Origin of the sequence: Streptococcus sanguinis SK49 (genome assembly GCF_000212815.1) — a bacterium.
GTDB classification, from domain to species: Bacteria; Bacillota; Bacilli; order Lactobacillales; family Streptococcaceae; genus Streptococcus; species Streptococcus sanguinis_C.
Genome location: NZ_GL890986.1, coordinates 277,371 through 294,632, shown reverse-complemented (window position 1 = coordinate 294,632; position 17,262 = coordinate 277,371). Strand labels below are relative to the sequence as shown.

Here is a 17,262-nt window from a genome sequence, read left to right as displayed (position 1 = left end):
CTCGTTTTTTTTATGTGAGAAAGTGACATTTGTCATGTCAGTCGGTGACAAAATAAACTAGTAGGAAAAATTTCTTTGCCTTATAATATAGTTAACAACATGATAAAAGGTTGCTGTAAGAATTCAAATAGCATTTGGTCTTTATTATTCTTCCGGCTTTGGAAAAATAAAGGAAAGATGCATATGAGGCTTATCAAATCAAAGGAGGAGAAAAATGGAACTGATTGAAGTAAAGAATCTTTCAAAAAGCATTCATGGTAAGGAAATTTTAAAGGATATTTCGTTTGAAATCTCCCAAGGTGACTGTGTGGCCTTGATTGGTCCCAACGGAGCAGGGAAAACGACTCTCATGGATTGTTTGCTGGGCGATAAGTTTCTGACAGCAGGTGAAGCAAGGATTCAGGGGCTCAAACCAACTGACAATCATCTCAAGCAGTCTGTAGCGATTTTACCACAGGAAAATACAGTGGTGGAGGATTTGAAGGTCAAGGAACTCTTGACGTTCTTCCAAGCAATTTATCCAAATAGTTTATCCAATCAAGAAATTGATGATTTATTACAATTTACAGACAAGCAAAAGAATCAGATGGCCAGTAAGCTATCTGGTGGACAAAAGCGTCTCTTCTCTTTTGTTCTAAGTCTGATTGGCCGTCCTAAGATTCTGTTCTTGGACGAACCGACTTCAGCTATGGACACCTCCACTCGTCAGCATTTCTGGGAAATTGTTAATCAGCTCAAGCAGCAGGGAGTGACCATTGTTTATTCCTCTCACTATATCGAAGAAGTCGAGCATACGGCAGATCGGATTTTGGTGCTGCACAAGGGCGAGTTGATTCGGGACACGACGCCTTATGCCATGCGCAGTGAGGAGCAGGAAAAACACTTTACCTTGCCACTGACTTATCAGTCTGTGCTTGAAAAGCTGGATAATGTGACTGATTTAGAAATCAAGCAAAAGGCTTTATCTTTTGCTACCAGAGATGCTGGTCAAGTTTGGCAAGTCCTGCAGGAACACGGCTGTACAATCGAAGAGATTGAAGTACGTAACCGTACCCTCTTGGATAGTATTTTTGAAACGACACAAGAATAGGAGAGTAATCATGAAAAATATGGCAAGTCTTATGAAGATTGAGTTGATTTTAATGAAGCGGCAGGCTGCTTATTATCTCTTGTCTATTGGTCTGCCCAGCGTCTTTTACCTGATTTTCTCAGGAATGATGTCTGGAAGTGATACGCCTGAGCGTGTGCTTCGAGGATATCTCTTCTCTATGACCCTTTTTAGTATCATGTCTAGTGCCTTCTTTAGCATTCCAAGCACTTTGCAGTCTGATAAAAACAATAACTGGCAAAAAATGATTCAGCACTCGCCGATTTCTATGGTAAAATATTATATATCAAAGCTTTGCAGTACTTTGTTGACTTTTATGCTTTCCATAATCGTAGTCTTCTCGATTGGGCATTTTGTTCGCGGGGTTAATCTGCCAATGGTGGACTGGCTTCTTATTGCCTTGATCCTTCTGGTAGGAAGTGTTGTCTTTATTGCCATGGGTGTATTGGTCAGTCTCTTGCCAAGTGCTCAGCTCATGTCTGTAGTGGGAAATATCGTCTATATGGCACTGGCTGTTCTGGGCGGTCTATGGTTCCCTCTGACTATGTTTCCAAAATGGCTCCAACCAATCGGTAAGCTGACGCCAAGTTATCAACTGATGCAGGTCGTGTCTTCTTATCTAGAACACCATCAGTTCAATGGCAAGGCAGCTTTGATTGTTCTGATTTATACGGTTTTAGTCAGCATTCTTGTGCTGCAGCTCAAAAAGCGAATTGAGGTAAAATAAAAGCATGTGGGAAAAGCTTAAACAAGTCCACTATATGTTTCATATTGCGCTGGTCTTTATCATCTTTCCAGTGGCGGGAGTAATCAGCGGGGAATACCCGCTTTTCCTCTTGCTTGGGACAGCTATTTTTGTTGCGGCTTACTATGCGGTTTTGCTAAGTAACCATCGCCTTACTCAGTTTTTTTCTTGGTGCTTCTTGGTTGTTTACATATACTATGGTTCTGTCTGGTTAAATACAGGATTTACCTGGTATATTTTTTATCTATCTAATCTGCTGATTTATGAGCTGGATGATGTCTCGTTTAAATCCTGGCGTTTTTGGACCTTTATTGATTTGCAGCCTGCTATTGTGCTGACTAATTATTTGATGGGTCATGTTGGTCCAGCAGAACTACTTTTCTTTATTGTCACTTTTCTCTTTTCAGATGGCTTGACCTTTGGTCTCCATCGGATTCAGACGACCGAGCGAATCAAGGAAGAAAAGACCAAACAAAATGCCCAGCTGAATCTCTTTCTAGCAGAAAATGAGCGCAATCGGATTGGCCGTGACTTACATGATAGTCTAGGACATACCTTTGCTATGCTCAGTGTCAAAGCGGAGCTGGCTCAGCAGTTTTTGCAGATGGAAGCTTACGACAAGGCAGCAAAAGAACTGCAGGAAGTGCAAGAGATTAGTAAGAAGTCCATGGCTGATGTTCGGCGGATTATTAATGATCTAAAGAATCGGACGTTGGACGAGGAACTAGTGACCATTCGTGCCATGCTGGAGATGAGCGGTATTCAGGTCGAGATAGATAACCAGCTCAATGTTGCCAGTATCCCACCGAGTCAGCAGTCAACGATTAGTATGATCTTACTGGAGGCAGCGACCAATATCATTAAACATGCCAAGGCTAAAAAGAGCAATTTTTCTTTGGTAAAGAAAGATGAAAGGCTTATTTTAGACATTCAGGATGATGGTTGTGGTTTTCAAAAGCTGACTGGTCGGGAGTTGCATAGTATTCGAGAGCGATTGTCTGCCTTATCAGGAAGGCTTGAGATTCTTAGCAGCCAAGATCCAACATGGATTCGGATTGAATTGCCATACGGAGGGAAGGAAGCATGAAACTTTTGTTAGCAGAAGATCAAAGTATGCTGAGAGATGCCTTAGCTCAGCTCTTGCAGCTGCAGCCAGATGTCGAAGAAGTCTATCAGGCCGCAGATGGGCAGAAGGCTATTGACTGTCTTAGCTCAGAAACTGTTGATGTAGCTATTTTGGACGTGGAAATGCCCCATCAGACCGGCCTAGACGTTCTCGAATGGGTCAAGGCCAATCGACCCAACATCAAGGTCATCATCGTCACAACCTTCAAGCGACCGGGCTATTTTGAGAGAGCTGTTAAGGCAGATGTGGATGCTTATGTGCTTAAAGAGCGTAGCATTGCGGATTTGATGAAGACCATCCACACTGTTCTAGATGGGCAAAAGGAATATTCGCCGGAATTGATGGAGGTGCTAATGACCAGTAGGAACCCTCTCTCTCAGCAGGAGAGGCTAGTCCTGCAAGCTGCGGCGACTGGCCTGTCCAATAAAGAAATTGCTGAAAAACTCTACCTGTCAAATGGAACGGTTCGTAACTATATGTCTGCTATTTTGACCAAGCTAGACGCTGAAAATCGAACAGAAGCAGTCCGAATCGGACAAGAGAAAGGCTGGCTATAGCTAGAAGATTCAGCTTTGGAGAAAAGGTGAGATAAGATAGTTTTTAGCTAAAGTGAATATTTGTGTGATGAATATTCTAACGAAGTGTCGGGACTATAAATATAGTTCTGACTTTTTATCTTGTATTAGAAAAAACATTCGGATTTAGATAAAAAATCAAGAAAAAAATTAACTAGCTGCTTGCAATTTTTTTCAAAAATGTTATCATAGTAGAAAGCTTTTTGAATTTTTAGAAAATTGTAAATAATGAAAGGGGAAGAATGGAGAAAATCAAATTGGAAACTTCTAAGACAGGTTCAGAGCTTGTTTTAGAAACCTTGAAAAATCTTGGCGTTGATACGATTTTTGGCTATCCCGGCGGCGCTGTACTGCCGCTTTATGATGCTATCTATAGTTTTGAAGGCATCCGTCATATTCTAGGCCGTCATGAGCAAGGCTGTGTTCACGAGGCAGAAGGCTATGCTAAGTCTACTGGGAAAATCGGAGTAGCAGTTGTGACTAGCGGTCCGGGAGCGACTAATGCCATTACCGGTATTGCTGATGCCATGAGTGATAGCGTCCCCCTTTTAGTCTTTACTGGTCAGGTGGCCAAGGCTGGAATCGGTAAAGATGCTTTTCAGGAAGCGGATATTGTTGGGATTACGACTCCTATTACCAAGTACAATTATCAGGTTCGGGAGACGGCAGAAATTCCGCGTATTATTACAGAAGCTATTCACATCGCGACGACAGGTCGTCCTGGGCCAGTCGTTATTGATTTGCCTAAGGATGTCTCCGCTCTGGAAACAGACTTTATCTATGATAGCAAGTTACATCTGCCGAGTTATCAGCCGACTATTGAGCCTAATGAATTGCAGATTAAGAAGATTATCAAGCAGATTTCTAAGGCTAAAAAGCCGGTTCTTCTTTCAGGAGGCGGTATTAGTTATGCCGAGGCAGCAGCAGAGCTGGTTGCTTTGGCGGAACGGTATCAGATTCCAGTAGTCACTACCTTGTTGGGTCAGGGGACTATTGCGATAGATCATCCTTTGTTTTTAGGTATGGGTGGAATGCACGGTTCTTTTGCGGCCAATATTGCCATGACTGAGGCCGACTTTATGATTAGTATCGGCTGCCGCTTTGATGACCGTCTAACCGGTAATCCGAAAACCTTTGCCAAGAACGCTAAAGTAGCACATATTGATATCGATCCAGCAGAAATTGGAAAAATTATTAGCGTAGATATTCCTATCGTAGGGGATGCTAAGAAAGCACTACAGATGCTGCTGAATGAAGAGCAGGTGCATAATAATACCAGCAAGTGGATTGAAAAAGTAACGCAAGATAAGGAACGGGTTCGCTCATATGATAAGAAAGAACGTGTCGTACAACCTCAAGCTGTCATTGAGCGCGTGGGTGAGCTGACCAAGGGTGATGCCATCGTCGTAACAGACGTCGGTCAGCACCAAATGTGGGCTGCCCAATATTATCCGTATAAAAACGAGCGTCAACTGGTAACGTCTGGTGGTCTAGGAACTATGGGCTTCGGTGTACCTGCAGCGATTGGAGCTAAAATTGCTAATCCGGATAAGGAAGTGGTGCTCTTTGTCGGAGATGGTGGCTATCAGATGACAAACCAAGAGATGGCTATTCTCAATATCTATAAGATTCCGATTAAGGTCATCATGCTTAACAATCATTCGTTAGGCATGGTGCGCCAGTGGCAGGAAGCTTTCTATGACGGTCGTACCTCTGAGTCTGTCTTTGAAACGTTGCCAGATTTCCAGCTCATGGCTCAGGCTTATGGTGTTAAATCCTATAAATTTGACGATCCGGAGACCATTGTCCAGGATTTGGAAGCCTTAAAGGAAGATATACCGATGTTTATCGAGGTGGATATCTCTCGCAAGGAGCACGTTCTTCCAATGGTGCCGGCTGGCAAGAGCAATCATGAGATGTTGGGGGTGAAGTTCCATGCGTAGAATGTTGACAGCTAAACTCCAAAACCGTTCGGGTGTTCTGAACCGCTTCACGGGTGTTCTTTCCAGACGTCAGGTTAATATTGAGAGTATCTCAGTCGGAACGACAGAAAATCCAGAAGTCTCCCGTATCACCATCATCATTGATGTGGCTTCGTTGGCAGAGGTTGAGCAGATTATCAAGCAGCTCAATCGTCAGATTGATGTGATTCGGGTTCGAGATATCACAGACCGTCCTCACTTGGAGCGTGAAGTGATTCTGGTTAAGGTCTCGGCTCCAGCTGATAAGCGAGCAGAGATTCTGTCTATTATCCAGCCATTCCGGGCAACAGTTGTGGATGTAGCACCTAGCTCCATTACCGTTCAGATGACTGGTGATGCGGAGAAGAGCGAGGCTCTACTTCGAGTCATTCGCCCATATGGTATCAAAAATATTGCTCGGACTGGAGCAACAGGCTTTACCCGAGATTAAATCAAACCTTTAATTTGTTAAAACCGCCTAACAGGCAATAAAAATAGAAAAGAGAGTAAAACTTATGGCAGTAACAATGGAATACGAAAAAGATGTAAAAGTAGCAGCACTTGAGGGTAAGAAAATTGCCGTGATCGGCTATGGATCACAAGGTCATGCTCATGCGCAAAACTTGCGCGATACAGGCCACGATGTGATTATCGGTGTTCGTCCTGGTAAGTCATTTGACAAGGCTAAAGAAGATGGCTTTGATACTTATACAGTAGCAGAAGCAGCTAAATTAGCTGATGTCATCATGATTTTGGCTCCAGATGAAATCCAACAAGACCTTTATGAAGCAGAAATCGCTCCAAACTTGGAAGCTGGAAACGCAGTTGGATTTGCTCATGGTTTCAACATCCATTTTGAATTTATCAAAGTTCCTGCCGATGTAGATGTCTTCATGTGTGCACCGAAAGGTCCTGGTCACTTGGTTCGTCGTACTTTCGAAGAAGGTTTTGGTGTACCAGCTCTGTATGCAGTTTACCAAGATGCAACTGGTAATGCCAAAAACATAGCCATGGACTGGTGTAAAGGTGTTGGTGCGGCTCGTGTTGGTTTGCTTGAAACAACTTACAAAGAAGAAACTGAAGAAGATCTTTTTGGTGAACAAGCTGTCCTTTGTGGTGGTTTGACTGCCCTTATCGAAGCAGGTTTTGAAGTCTTGACAGAAGCAGGCTATGCGCCAGAATTGGCTTACTTTGAGGTTCTTCATGAAATGAAATTGATCGTTGACTTGATCTATGAAGGTGGATTCAAGAAAATGCGTCAATCTATCTCAAATACAGCTGAATACGGTGACTATGTATCTGGTCCGCGCGTCATTACTGAGCAAGTCAAAGAAAATATGAAGGCTGTTTTGGCAGATATCCAAAACGGTAAATTTGCTAATGACTTCGTTGATGACTATAAAGCTGGTCGTCCAAAACTCACTGCTTACCGTGAGCAAGCTGCGAATCTGGAGATTGAAAAGGTCGGTGCAGAATTGCGTAAAGCAATGCCATTCGTTGGTAAAAACGACGACGATGCTTTCAAGATTTACAATTAAGATAAAGAGCATATAAGAAATTAGGGGTAGGAATGCGAATTCCCAGCCCCTTGTTTTGCTTGATAGAGAATAAACTGGAAGAATAGGGAAGGAAAAAATATGCTCAGAGCAAAAGATATCACTCATGCTCATAAAGTGTTAAAAGATGTGGTTGTCAATACTCCGCTTGACTACGACCACTATTTGTCGGAGAAGTACCAGGCCAAGATTTACCTGAAGAAGGAAAATATGCAGCGGGTGCGCTCTTTTAAACTTCGTGGGGCTTATTATGCCATTTCTCAACTTAATGAAGAGGAGCGCCAGCGTGGAGTTGTCTGTGCTTCTGCGGGGAATCACGCCCAAGGAGTGGCCTATACTTGTAAGGAAATGAAAATTCCAGCAACTATTTTTATGCCCATCACGACTCCTCAGCAGAAGATTGGCCAAGTCCGCTTCTTTGGCGGTGAATTTGTGGATATCAAGCTGGTTGGAGATACCTTTGATGCTTCGGCTAAGGCAGCGCTTGACTATACTAAGGCTGAAAACCGCACCTTTATCGATCCTTTTGATAATGAAGATGTCCAAGCTGGTCAAGGAACAGTGGCTTATGAAATCTTAGACGAGGCCAAGAGAGAAGCTATCGATTTTCATGCAGTTTTGGTACCAGTTGGCGGCGGCGGCCTGATATCAGGAGTCTCAACCTATATCAAAGAAAGTCAGCCAACTATCGAAGTTATTGGTGTGGAAGCCAACGGTGCCCGTAGTATGAAAGCAGCTTTTGAAGCTGGAGGTCCGGTCAAGCTTAAAGAAATCGACAAATTTGCTGACGGTATCGCAGTTCAGAAGGTCGGTGCGTCAACCTATGAGGTTACACAAAAGAATGTTCAAAATCTTATTGGTGTAGATGAAGGGCTTATTTCAGAGACCATCATTGACCTATATTCTAAGCAAGGGATTGTCGCAGAGCCAGCTGGTGCGGCAAGTGTTGCTGCTTTGGAAGTGCTGAGCGAGTATATCAAGGGGAAGACTATCTGCTGCATTATCTCAGGTGGTAATAATGACATCAACCGTATGCCAGAGATGGAAGAACGGGCACTTATTTATGATGGTATCAAGCACTATTTCGTGGTTAATTTCCCGCAGCGTCCGGGTGCCCTGAGGGAATTTGTGAATGATATTTTGGGGCCTAATGACGATATTACTCGTTTTGAATATATCAAGCGGGCAAGCAAGGGAACGGGGCCGGTTTTGATTGGTATTTCACTGGCAGATAAGCATGATTATGCTTCTTTGATTAACCGTATTGAGCAGTTCGATCCATCCTTTATCAATTTGAACGGAAATGAAACACTCTATAATATGCTGGTCTAATTATAAAAATATTTTAGCCTAATTTTTATGTTTTTGTTTGAAACTACAAATTAGATATGGTAGAATATATTGTAGTGAATCAAGGAGGACTTGAACATGCTTTTTATTCCACTCTTCTTTATCATATTGCTTATAATATTTATATTCTTAATACTTAGTGCGGTTTATGTGGTTCGTCAACAATCTGTAGCAATCATTGAACGGTTTGGACGTTATCATAAAACTAGCAGCAGCGGCATCAATTTTCGTCTTCCATTAGGAATTGACAAGATAGCGGCTCGTGTTCAGCTACGTTTGTTGCAGAGCGAAATTATCGTTGAGACTAAGACACAGGATAATGTTTTCGTAACTATGAACGTTGCGACTCAATATCGTGTAAATGAAAACAACGTGATTGACGCTTATTACAAGCTTATGCGGCCAGAAGCTCAGATTAAGTCCTATATTGAAGATGCCCTTCGTTCCTCAGTTCCAAAACTGACCTTGGACGAGCTCTTTGAAAAGAAGGACGAAATTGCCCTAGAAGTCCAAAAGCAGGTGGCAGAAGAAATGTCGACTTATGGCTATATTATTGTTAAAACATTAATCACTAAGGTTGAACCAGATGCAGAAGTTAAACAGTCTATGAACGAAATCAATGCGGCGCAGCGTAAGCGCGTGGCTGCTCAGGAATTGGCCGAAGCGGATAAGATTAAGATTGTGACCGCTGCTTCTGCGGAAGCTGAGAAAGACCGCCTGCATGGTGTTGGTATTGCCGAGCAACGGAAGGCCATTGTGGATGGTTTGGCAGACTCGATCAAGGAATTGAAGGGTGCCAATATTGAGTTGACAGAAGAGCAGATTATGTCTATTCTTTTGACCAACCAGTACCTGGATACGCTGAATAATTTTGCAGATAGTTCGGGTAGTAATACCATCTTCCTTCCAGCAAATCCAGAAGGTGTTGAAAGTATTCGAACTCAGATACTTTCAGCTCTCAAAGCTAAGTAAAGAAAATTCTGAATTATTTATTTTTTTTGAAAGTAGTCTGTTTAAGTTGACAAACTGTTAAAAAACAATTATAGTTAATACTATAACTAGATAGAGAGGAGTAAGAAATGGCTAAATCTAATTTTGAGAAAGTAGAAACTGTTGTTAGTTGGGTACGTGATAAGAAGATCACCGGTTACCGTATTAGTAAAGAAACAAATGCACGTGAAATGTCTATCATTGCTCTTGCTCAAGGACGTGCAAAAGTGAAAAATATCTCTTTTGAAACAGCTCTTGGCTTGATTGATTTCTACGACAAAAACCATGAAAAATTTGAAGACTAAACTTCAAAATTGTGCAACCGATATTGCTCATTAAATAAAAAAAGGAATCTGGACTTGGATCCAGATTCCTTTTTGCTTTTGAAAATAAATAATTTAGCTGAGGAAGCGTTGCAGGAATTCTTTGGTTCTTTCTTCTTTGGGATTGGTGAAGATATCCTGCGGGCTGCCAGCTTCAGCGATGATGCCCTTATCCATAAAAATAACTCGGCTGGAGACATCACGGGCAAATTCCATTTCGTGGGTTACGACTATCATAGTCAGTCCTTCCTGAGCCAGTTCTTTCATGATTTTCAGAACTTCACCAACCATTTCAGGGTCGAGGGCTGAAGTCGGCTCGTCAAAGAGGATGGCATCAGGATTCATGGAGAGGGCGCGGGCAATAGCGACCCGCTGCTTCTGACCTCCTGAGAGTTGCTTAGGCTTGGCCTGCCAGTATTGCTCGCCCATGCCAACCTTGTTGAGGTTTTCTTTGGCAATTTTCTCGGCTTCTGACCGTTCTTTTTTCAGGACAGTTGTCTGAGCGACGATGGTATTTTCTAGGACATTAAGATTCTCGAAGAGATTGAAAGACTGAAAGACCATGCCCAGCTTTTCACGGTAATGGGTCAAGTCGTAATTCTCGTCCAGGACATTCTTGCCGCGATAGAAAATCTGTCCGCCAGTTGGTGTTTCCAGAAGGTTAATGGAGCGCAGGAAGGTTGACTTTCCGCTGCCGGAACTGCCGATGATGGAAATCACTTCTCCTTTATGAACGGTGAGGGAGATGTCCTTGAGGACTTGGTTTTCACCGTATGACTTTTTGAGGTTTTTAATTTCTAAAATAGTTTCTGTCATGATTTTACTTCTCCTGTCTGCATTTGATTGGCACCTGTCGTGTAGTTGTCTGTGTCAAAGCGTTTTTCAACATAGCGCAGGATGCGTGTCACGCTGAATGTCAGGACAAAGTAGATTACAGCGATGATAGTAAAGGTTTGGAAGTACTGGTAAGTCTGGGTAGCGATGGTATTTCCAGAGAAATAAAGCTCAACTACCGAGATAACGTTCAACACGGATGTATCCTTGATGTTGATGACAAATTCATTACCGGTTGCGGGCAGAATATTGCGGACGACCTGAGGCAGAACAATCTTGCGCATAGTCTGGCCGTGGGTCATACCCAGTGCTGTTGCGGCCTCGAATTGCCCCTTATCAACGGCAAAGATACCACCGCGGACAATCTCACTCATATAAGCTCCGGTGTTGATGGAGACGATGAAAATGGCCGCGATAGTTCGGTCGATAGAGATTCCGAAAGCCTGGGCTGTTCCGTAGTAGATAACCATGGACTGAACAATCATGGGAGTTCCGCGGAAAATCTCAATATAGATATTTAAGAACCAGCCGAAGATTTTTTGCAGTGATGCTAGGAGTTTATTCTTAGAAGCTGGTGCCGTCCGATAAACGCCAATCAGCAGTCCGATGATGAGGCCTGCAATGGTTCCTGTTATCGAAATGAGCAAGGTCAAACCAGCTCCGCGTAGGAATTGAGGCCAGTTTTCAGCCAGAATCTTAGCAACTTGACTGAAGAATGATTCATTCGTTGTTTCACTATCCGTATCAACAGGCTGTTTCTGAATCATCTCATCCATCAGCTTGACTTGGTCATTGGTAGTAATCTTAGCGATTGCTGCATTGGCTTGCTCGATACGATTGTCATCCTTGCGCATCCCAATGGCAATGGAAGCATCTTCTTCGCCGACTTCAAAGCCTTTCTCAAATTGGATCATTTTGAAGTTGGAGTTGGCAGTCTCGGCAGTCAAGGCTTCTGGCCGCTCAGAGATATAGCCATCAATAACACCGGATTCTAAGGCTTGACGCATCTGAGCAAAATCGCCCATAGCTGTTTCTTTTTTGGCACCAGGCAGTTGGTCAATGAGATTGTAGAGATAAACTCCTTGCTGGGAAGTGACTTTAGCGTCTTTGAAGTCTTCTAGAGTCTTAGCAGATGCATATTTTCCATCTTTACGAACTAGGAGAACTGGTTCGCTGGTGTAGTAACTGTTGGAAAAGGCAATTTCCTTTTTCCGCTCGGCAGTTGGACTCATACCCGCAATAATCATGTCAATTTTGCCGGAGGTCAGAGCAGGAATCAAGCCATTCCAAGAAGTCTTGACAACCAGAGGTTCCTTGCCCATCTCTTGAGCAATTTTTTTGGCAATCTGTACATCGTATCCGTTGGCATATTGGTTGGTGCCTTCGATTTTTACAGCACCGTTGGAATCGTCATCTTGAGTCCAGTTGAAGGGGGCGTAGGCTGCTTCCATACCGATTCTCAGATAGTCATCGGCTTGGATAACTTGGGCTGTTCCGAAGGCGACCAGGAGGGCTGTAAATAAAGTGAGTAATAATTTCTTCATGGGTTTCTCCTGCTTATCTAATAATAGTTCTTCCTATTCTATCGAAAATTACCGTTCTTTTCAATCCTAGTAAGCCCTTACTTGATAAAAATGATATAATAGAACAAAATATCTGTAAAGAGAGGTTGAGTATGAAACGATATTTTTATCTCCTGTTAGTTTTATTTTCCTGCCTTTGTTTTGGTCGGGTTGTCTCGGCTGTTGACTATGATATTGAATCCTATCAAGGCGATCTGGCCTTGCGTGAGGACAATACAGCTACCTACACAGAGAAAGTGACCTACAAGTTTAATGACGACTATAATGGTCAAATTGTGTCGCTGGGCTCTGCTGGAAAGATGCCTAATGGCTTTGCCATTGATGGGAATCCGACGGTCTCGGTTCTGACGAATGGTGAGGTAGATATGGATATTAACCCCCAAGTCAAAGACTTGGGAGATGGCTATGAAGTCAAAATCTATAACTCCGGAAACGACGGTGACAGAGTTGTTGTCACTGTAACTTGGCAGCTGAGAAATCTCCTTTTTCTTCACAGGGATATTGCTGAGCTCAACTGGACTCCTATCAGCGACTGGGACCAGGGTATAGGGGAAGTCGTTTTGACAGTTTCTGGCTTGAGCAATCCAGATAAGAGCGAGCTTTTTGCTCATAGTGGCTACTTTGGAACCCAGCCTTTCGTGGATAAGGATGGCACCGACTATCTGGTCAAACTCAATGGAATTGGCTCGGGCGATAATGTCGAGCTCCACGGCTATTGGGATCGACAAGCGGTCTCTCTTGTGTCCCAGAATGAAGACGAGAGCGACTACTTGCCAACCTTTAAAGCTCAAGAAGAAAAGATTGCCCGCAAGACGGTCTTTTACCGGCAGCTAGGAGAAATTTATATGCCTTTGCTGCTCCTATGTGCCATCCTTGTAGCTGCTATCCTTTATTTTGTCTTTGCCCAGAAGATCAAGCCTAAGCAGTCTTATCCCAAGAATGCCCGTCTATATGAGGCTCCTCAGGACTTGTCTCCTCTTGTCTTGGCGGAAAATATTTACGCGGTGGACATGGAGGATGTCGACCCGACTAGGGGCGGCAAGGCAGTGCTGAACTTTGAAAATATGGTCCAGGCGACTTTGTTAGACTTGCTGGATAGGGGCAATCTCCTACTGCAGGGAGATGCTGAAAATCCTGTTCTGCAAATTGCGACTTATGATGGGTTGGCAGACTTTGAGAGACGTTTTCTGGGCATGGCTTTTAACAAGCAATCCCAAGCAAAAGTCAAAGATCTCTTTTCAGCCTATCAAATTTCAGAAGATATTTATAAGCACAAGTCTTCTGCGGATGAGTCCTATATCCGTAACATAGGTAGCAATATCAAGTCCTTATTTACTAACAGTTTGCGCTCCTTATCTAAAGAAGTGCGTTCTGAGGGCAAGCGTTTGGGTCTCTTTGGCCACTACCGGCCTCTTAAAGTTCAGGAAAAGAGATTGCTGATTACTGCCATCATTCTAGCTAGTGCTGTTTTGCTGTTCTCTCTTGGAGTTTTGTTTGTCTATATGGCCGCTTTTGAAAGTCTTATCTGGATATATATTCCCTTAGCACTGGTGGGACTTGTTATGATTTGCATTTTTGCTAGCAAGGCACAGCTTTATTGGCGAGATGGCGTCCTGAATGATGAAGGCACGCATGATTACTATCTGTGGAGAAGTTTTTCAAATATGCTGCGAGATATTGCCCATCTGGACAAGACGGAAATCGAAGGCATTATCTTGTGGAACCGTCTCTTGGTCTATGCGACCCTCTTTGGCTATGCAGATCGTGTCAGCCGTGTCATGGCTCTGCGTCAGATTCACTTGGAAAATCCATCTATGGACAGCTATGTTCAGGCTAACCTGCACTATGCCTTCTATAGCAGCATGCACAGTTTCTCAAACTACGGCCATGTAGCCACCACAGCCAGCAATTTCTCTGTCTCTTCTGGCGGAAGTTCAGGTGGTGGGTTCTCCGGTGGCGGAGGCGGCGGAGGCGGTGGAGCTTTCTAATAGACAAGCCCTTGCCTATCCGGAAAAGTCTTAGTACTGGCTTTTCCTAGCCTTGAAATTGTGATATAATAAGACCTAATACTCTTTGGGAATTTATATATGACTTTCCTTGAGTAAACCCTTGTTTCAGGAGTATTCTATGTTTATCATTGAAATTTTTATCTCTATTATTTACGGAATCATCGAAGGAATCACAGAATGGCTGCCGATTTCTAGTACAGGCCACCTGATTTTGATTCAAGACTTTATCCAGTTTAAGAATCAAAGTCCAGCCTTTATGGAAATGTTTAATGTCGTTATCCAGCTGGGAGCTATTTTGGCGGTTGTCGTTATCTATTTTGACAAGTTAAACCCTTTTAAACCGGGCAAGTCAGCACGTCAGGTTCAAAAGACCTGGCAGCTTTGGGCTAAGGTCGTCGTGGCAGCCTTGCCGGCTGCTGTTATCGGCTTATTCTTGGATGATTGGTTTGAAGCGCATTTCTACAATCTAGTATCTGTATCAGTGATGCTGATTGTCTATGGGGCGGCCTTTATCTATCTGGAAAGGCGCGAGCATGAGGAGCCTGCTGTGACAGATTTAGCTTCTCTTCCTTACAAAACTGCCTTGCAAATTGGTCTCTTTCAGATTCTAGCTCTCTTCCCTGGGACTAGCCGTTCTGGTGCCACCATTGTCGGCGGTCTCCTGAATGGTGTCAGTCGTTCTGTCGTGACAGAGTTCACTTTCTACCTGGGGATTCCCATTATGTTTGGCGCTAGCGGCTGGAAAATTCTCAAGTTCATCAAGAATGGGAACAGTCTGGGATTTGGGCAAATCTTCTTGCTTTTAGTTGCCATGGGAGTGGCCTTCGGTGTCAGTCTAGTCGTGATTCGTTTCCTGACAGACTACGTCAAAAAGCATGACTTTACAATTTTTGGGAAATATCGGATTGGCCTAGGCGGCGTGCTTCTGGTTTATGCAGCCATCAAAGCTTTGATGGGATAAAAGGGGAAAATTTAATGTTTCCCTGACTCTCTCATGTAGTGAAATAAGAAGCTCTCGGAATTTTCTGAGAGTTTTTTTCTTGCAACTTCCATTTTCAGACCAATACTAGCTATTTTTTGAAATACGGGGGATTTTTTAGTATAATAGTAGGACTAGAAGTGTATGAGGTAGAGATATGGAAATGAAACAGATTAGTGATTCGACCATAAAAATCACGATTCAGCTGGAAGATTTGGAAGAGCGCGGCATGGAAATGGCCGATTTCTTGGTCCCCCAAGAAAAGACGGAAGAGTTTTTCTATACTATCTTAGATGAGTTGGAAATGCCGGATAATTTTTTGGACAGCGGTATGCTGAGTTTCCGTGTGACGCCTAAGCCAGATAAGGTGGATGTTTTTGTTACCAAGTCTAAGTTGGATAAGAATCTGAGTTTTGAGGATTTGGCAGATCTGCCAGACATGGATGAGCTGTCTCATATGTCTCCAGATGAATTCCTCAAGACACTGGAAAAGAGCATTTTTGAAAAAAGTAAGGAAGACATAGAAGCAGTCCAATCTTTGGAAACAGCTGAAGCAGAGGAAAGGGAGCAGCTTTCTCAGGAGGCGGCTGATGAGCAGTCAGCAGAAAATGCAGAGCGTTACATTTACTATATCCTGCGCTTTGAAGATATTAATGCTGCTGCGGCTTTTGCCCAGACGGTGGACTATAAGATTGACTTATCAGAGCTTTATAAGTATGATTCAGCTTATTATTTGACGATTTTAGTAGATGTTGAGGGCTTCCCAGAGCGCTATCCAGCTTGGCTCTTGGCCAAGATGCGTGAATTCGCAGATGACTCAGATATCACTCGGGCAGTGCTGCAGGAGCACGGACATCTTCTTTTGGTGACAGATGCCGTCTCCGGCCTGCAGAAGGTTGAATGCCTATGATTACTTTTCCGTTAAAGTTTATCTTGGTATTGCTGGGAACTTTTTTTATCGGGGTGATTCTGACACCCTTAGTTCGGCTCCTAGCCTTTAAGATTGGGGCGGTAGATTATCCCAATGCTCGTCGTATCAATAAAAAGCCCATGCCTAGCAGTGGCGGGCTGGCGATTGTAGCGGCCTTTTCTATCTCTACTCTGCTCTTGATGCCGCAAATTGTTGCTGTAGATTTTTTTGGACAGACCTATTTTGATTATGTTTGGCCGGTTGTACTAGGTGGTTTGATTATTGCCTTTACAGGGCTGGTCGATGATATCAAAGAGCTGTCACCTATGCTGAAAATGGGTGGGATTGTTCTAGCAGCCAGTCTAATCTGGTGGCTGACAGATTTCCGATTGGATGATTTTAAGCTTCCTTTTGGCGGACCTTTCCTGCATTTTGAGCCTTGGCTGTCCTATATTTTGACAGTGGTGTGGATTATTTCTATCACCAATGCAGTTAATTTGATTGATGGTTTGGATGGTCTGGTGAGTGGGGTGTCCATCATCTCGCTAGTGACGATGGGGATTGTTTCTTACTTCTTTTTGCCCCAGCACAATCTCTTTCTGACCTTGACTATTTTCGTTTTGGTCTTGTCAATTGCAGGTTTTTTCCCTTACAATTACCACCCAGCTATCATCTATCTTGGTGATACGGGGGCTCTCTTCATCGGCTTTATGATTGCCGTCTTGTCCTTGCAAGGGCTGAAAAATGCGACAGCTGTTGCGGTGGTGACTCCTATGATTATCTTAGGGGTGCCGATTACGGATACTTTTCTAGCGATTATCCGCCGTACTCTGTCTGGCCAGAAATTCTACACACCTGACAAGCACCATCTCCATCACAGACTCTTGTCCTTGGGATTGACTCACCGAGGAACAGTGCTGGTTATCTATGGGATTTCGCTGGTCTTTGCCATGATTTCACTCTTGTTGAATGTTTCCAGTCGAATTGGTGGCGTTCTCTTGATGATTGGCTTACTTCTGGGTGTTGAGCTCTTTGCTGAGCTGGTTGGAGTTTTGGGGCCTAATCGTACTCCTTTGCTCAATATTCTCCGCTTTATTGGGAATTCCTCCTACCGAGAGGAAGTTCGGCGGAAATGGCGTCAAAAGAGGAATAAATAAGAATAGCTCTAAACAAAATAAAAGCCTTTTGGGCTTTTTTTTGGTATACTAAAGTA

General features: G+C 43.4%; 16 protein-coding genes. 14 read left to right on the top strand and 2 right to left on the bottom strand.

The window, feature by feature from the left end:
• Positions 1–214 precede the first annotated feature (214 nt).
• The 10 genes from HMPREF9380_RS01900 to HMPREF9380_RS01945 all read left to right on the top strand — a co-directional run bounded on the left by HMPREF9380_RS01900 (position 215) and on the right by HMPREF9380_RS01945 (position 9,716).
• Positions 215–1,090, top strand: coding sequence for an ABC transporter ATP-binding protein (locus HMPREF9380_RS01900; RefSeq protein WP_004193333.1), 876 nt, complete (start codon positions 215–217; stop codon positions 1,088–1,090).
• A 10-nt stretch (positions 1,091–1,100) separates the two neighbouring features.
• On the top strand, positions 1,101–1,835 hold the full coding sequence (locus HMPREF9380_RS01905) for an ABC transporter permease (protein ID WP_004193330.1): 735 nt from the start codon (positions 1,101–1,103) through the stop codon (positions 1,833–1,835).
• Between the two features lie 4 nt (positions 1,836–1,839).
• Positions 1,840–2,940: a sensor histidine kinase gene (locus HMPREF9380_RS01910; protein ID WP_004193329.1), complete on the top strand. Its 1,101-nt coding sequence runs from the start codon at positions 1,840–1,842 to the stop codon at positions 2,938–2,940.
• A complete protein-coding gene (locus HMPREF9380_RS01915) occupies positions 2,937–3,536 on the top strand; it encodes a response regulator transcription factor (RefSeq protein WP_002922250.1) in 600 nt (199 codons plus the stop codon). The genes HMPREF9380_RS01910 and HMPREF9380_RS01915 overlap by 4 nt, the downstream gene beginning before the upstream one ends.
• Positions 3,537–3,796: 260 nt before the next feature.
• The gene (locus tag HMPREF9380_RS01920; protein ID WP_004193326.1) at positions 3,797–5,497 is read left to right on the top strand and encodes an acetolactate synthase large subunit; all 1,701 of its coding nucleotides are present in this window, start codon (positions 3,797–3,799) and stop codon (positions 5,495–5,497) included.
• On the top strand, positions 5,490–5,966 hold the full coding sequence (gene ilvN, locus HMPREF9380_RS01925) for an acetolactate synthase small subunit (RefSeq protein WP_002898887.1): 477 nt from the start codon (positions 5,490–5,492) through the stop codon (positions 5,964–5,966). The genes HMPREF9380_RS01920 and ilvN overlap by 8 nt, the downstream gene beginning before the upstream one ends.
• Before the next feature lie 64 nt (positions 5,967–6,030).
• Positions 6,031–7,053, top strand: a complete 1,023-nt coding sequence (gene ilvC / locus HMPREF9380_RS01930; protein ID WP_004193324.1) for a ketol-acid reductoisomerase — start codon at positions 6,031–6,033, stop codon at positions 7,051–7,053.
• 99 nt (positions 7,054–7,152) lie between these two features.
• Positions 7,153–8,403: a threonine ammonia-lyase IlvA gene (gene ilvA / locus HMPREF9380_RS01935; protein ID WP_004193322.1), complete on the top strand. Its 1,251-nt coding sequence runs from the start codon at positions 7,153–7,155 to the stop codon at positions 8,401–8,403.
• Positions 8,404–8,499: 96 nt separating this feature from the next.
• The gene (locus HMPREF9380_RS01940; protein WP_004193320.1) at positions 8,500–9,393 is read left to right on the top strand and encodes an SPFH domain-containing protein; all 894 of its coding nucleotides are present in this window, start codon (positions 8,500–8,502) and stop codon (positions 9,391–9,393) included.
• A gap of 107 nt (positions 9,394–9,500) precedes the next feature.
• Positions 9,501–9,716 (top strand): capsule biosynthesis transcriptional regulator, encoded by a 216-nt coding sequence (locus HMPREF9380_RS01945; protein WP_004193318.1) that lies wholly within the window; start codon positions 9,501–9,503, stop codon positions 9,714–9,716.
• A gap of 93 nt (positions 9,717–9,809) precedes the next feature.
• Here HMPREF9380_RS01945 and HMPREF9380_RS01950 read toward each other — a convergent pair whose 3' ends face one another.
• Together HMPREF9380_RS01950 and HMPREF9380_RS01955 are read right to left on the bottom strand one after the other, a co-directional pair.
• Entirely contained in the window at positions 9,810–10,550 is a 741-nt protein-coding gene (locus HMPREF9380_RS01950; protein WP_004193317.1) for an amino acid ABC transporter ATP-binding protein, read from the bottom strand.
• On the bottom strand, positions 10,547–12,112 hold the full coding sequence (locus HMPREF9380_RS01955) for an ABC transporter substrate-binding protein/permease (RefSeq protein WP_004193315.1): 1,566 nt from the start codon (positions 12,110–12,112) through the stop codon (positions 10,547–10,549). The genes HMPREF9380_RS01950 and HMPREF9380_RS01955 overlap by 4 nt, the downstream gene beginning before the upstream one ends.
• Positions 12,113–12,243: 131 nt before the next feature.
• On the opposite strand from HMPREF9380_RS01955, the gene HMPREF9380_RS01960 reads away from it, so the two are divergent.
• From HMPREF9380_RS01960 to HMPREF9380_RS01975, 4 genes are all read left to right on the top strand, one after another.
• The gene (locus HMPREF9380_RS01960) at positions 12,244–14,139 is read left to right on the top strand and encodes a DUF2207 domain-containing protein (RefSeq protein ID WP_004193313.1); all 1,896 of its coding nucleotides are present in this window, start codon (positions 12,244–12,246) and stop codon (positions 14,137–14,139) included.
• Positions 14,140–14,278: 139 nt separating this feature from the next.
• The gene (locus HMPREF9380_RS01965) at positions 14,279–15,121 is read left to right on the top strand and encodes an undecaprenyl-diphosphate phosphatase (protein WP_002902429.1); all 843 of its coding nucleotides are present in this window, start codon (positions 14,279–14,281) and stop codon (positions 15,119–15,121) included.
• A gap of 175 nt (positions 15,122–15,296) precedes the next feature.
• Positions 15,297–16,049 carry an adaptor protein MecA gene (gene mecA / locus HMPREF9380_RS01970; RefSeq protein ID WP_004193310.1) on the top strand — a complete coding sequence of 251 codons (753 nt, stop codon included), beginning with the start codon at positions 15,297–15,299 and terminating at the stop codon, positions 16,047–16,049.
• Positions 16,040–17,206, top strand: coding sequence for a glycosyltransferase family 4 protein (locus tag HMPREF9380_RS01975; protein WP_002908854.1), 1,167 nt, complete (start codon positions 16,040–16,042; stop codon positions 17,204–17,206). Before mecA ends, HMPREF9380_RS01975 begins: the two co-directional genes overlap by 10 nt.
• Positions 17,207–17,262 lie beyond the last annotated feature (56 nt).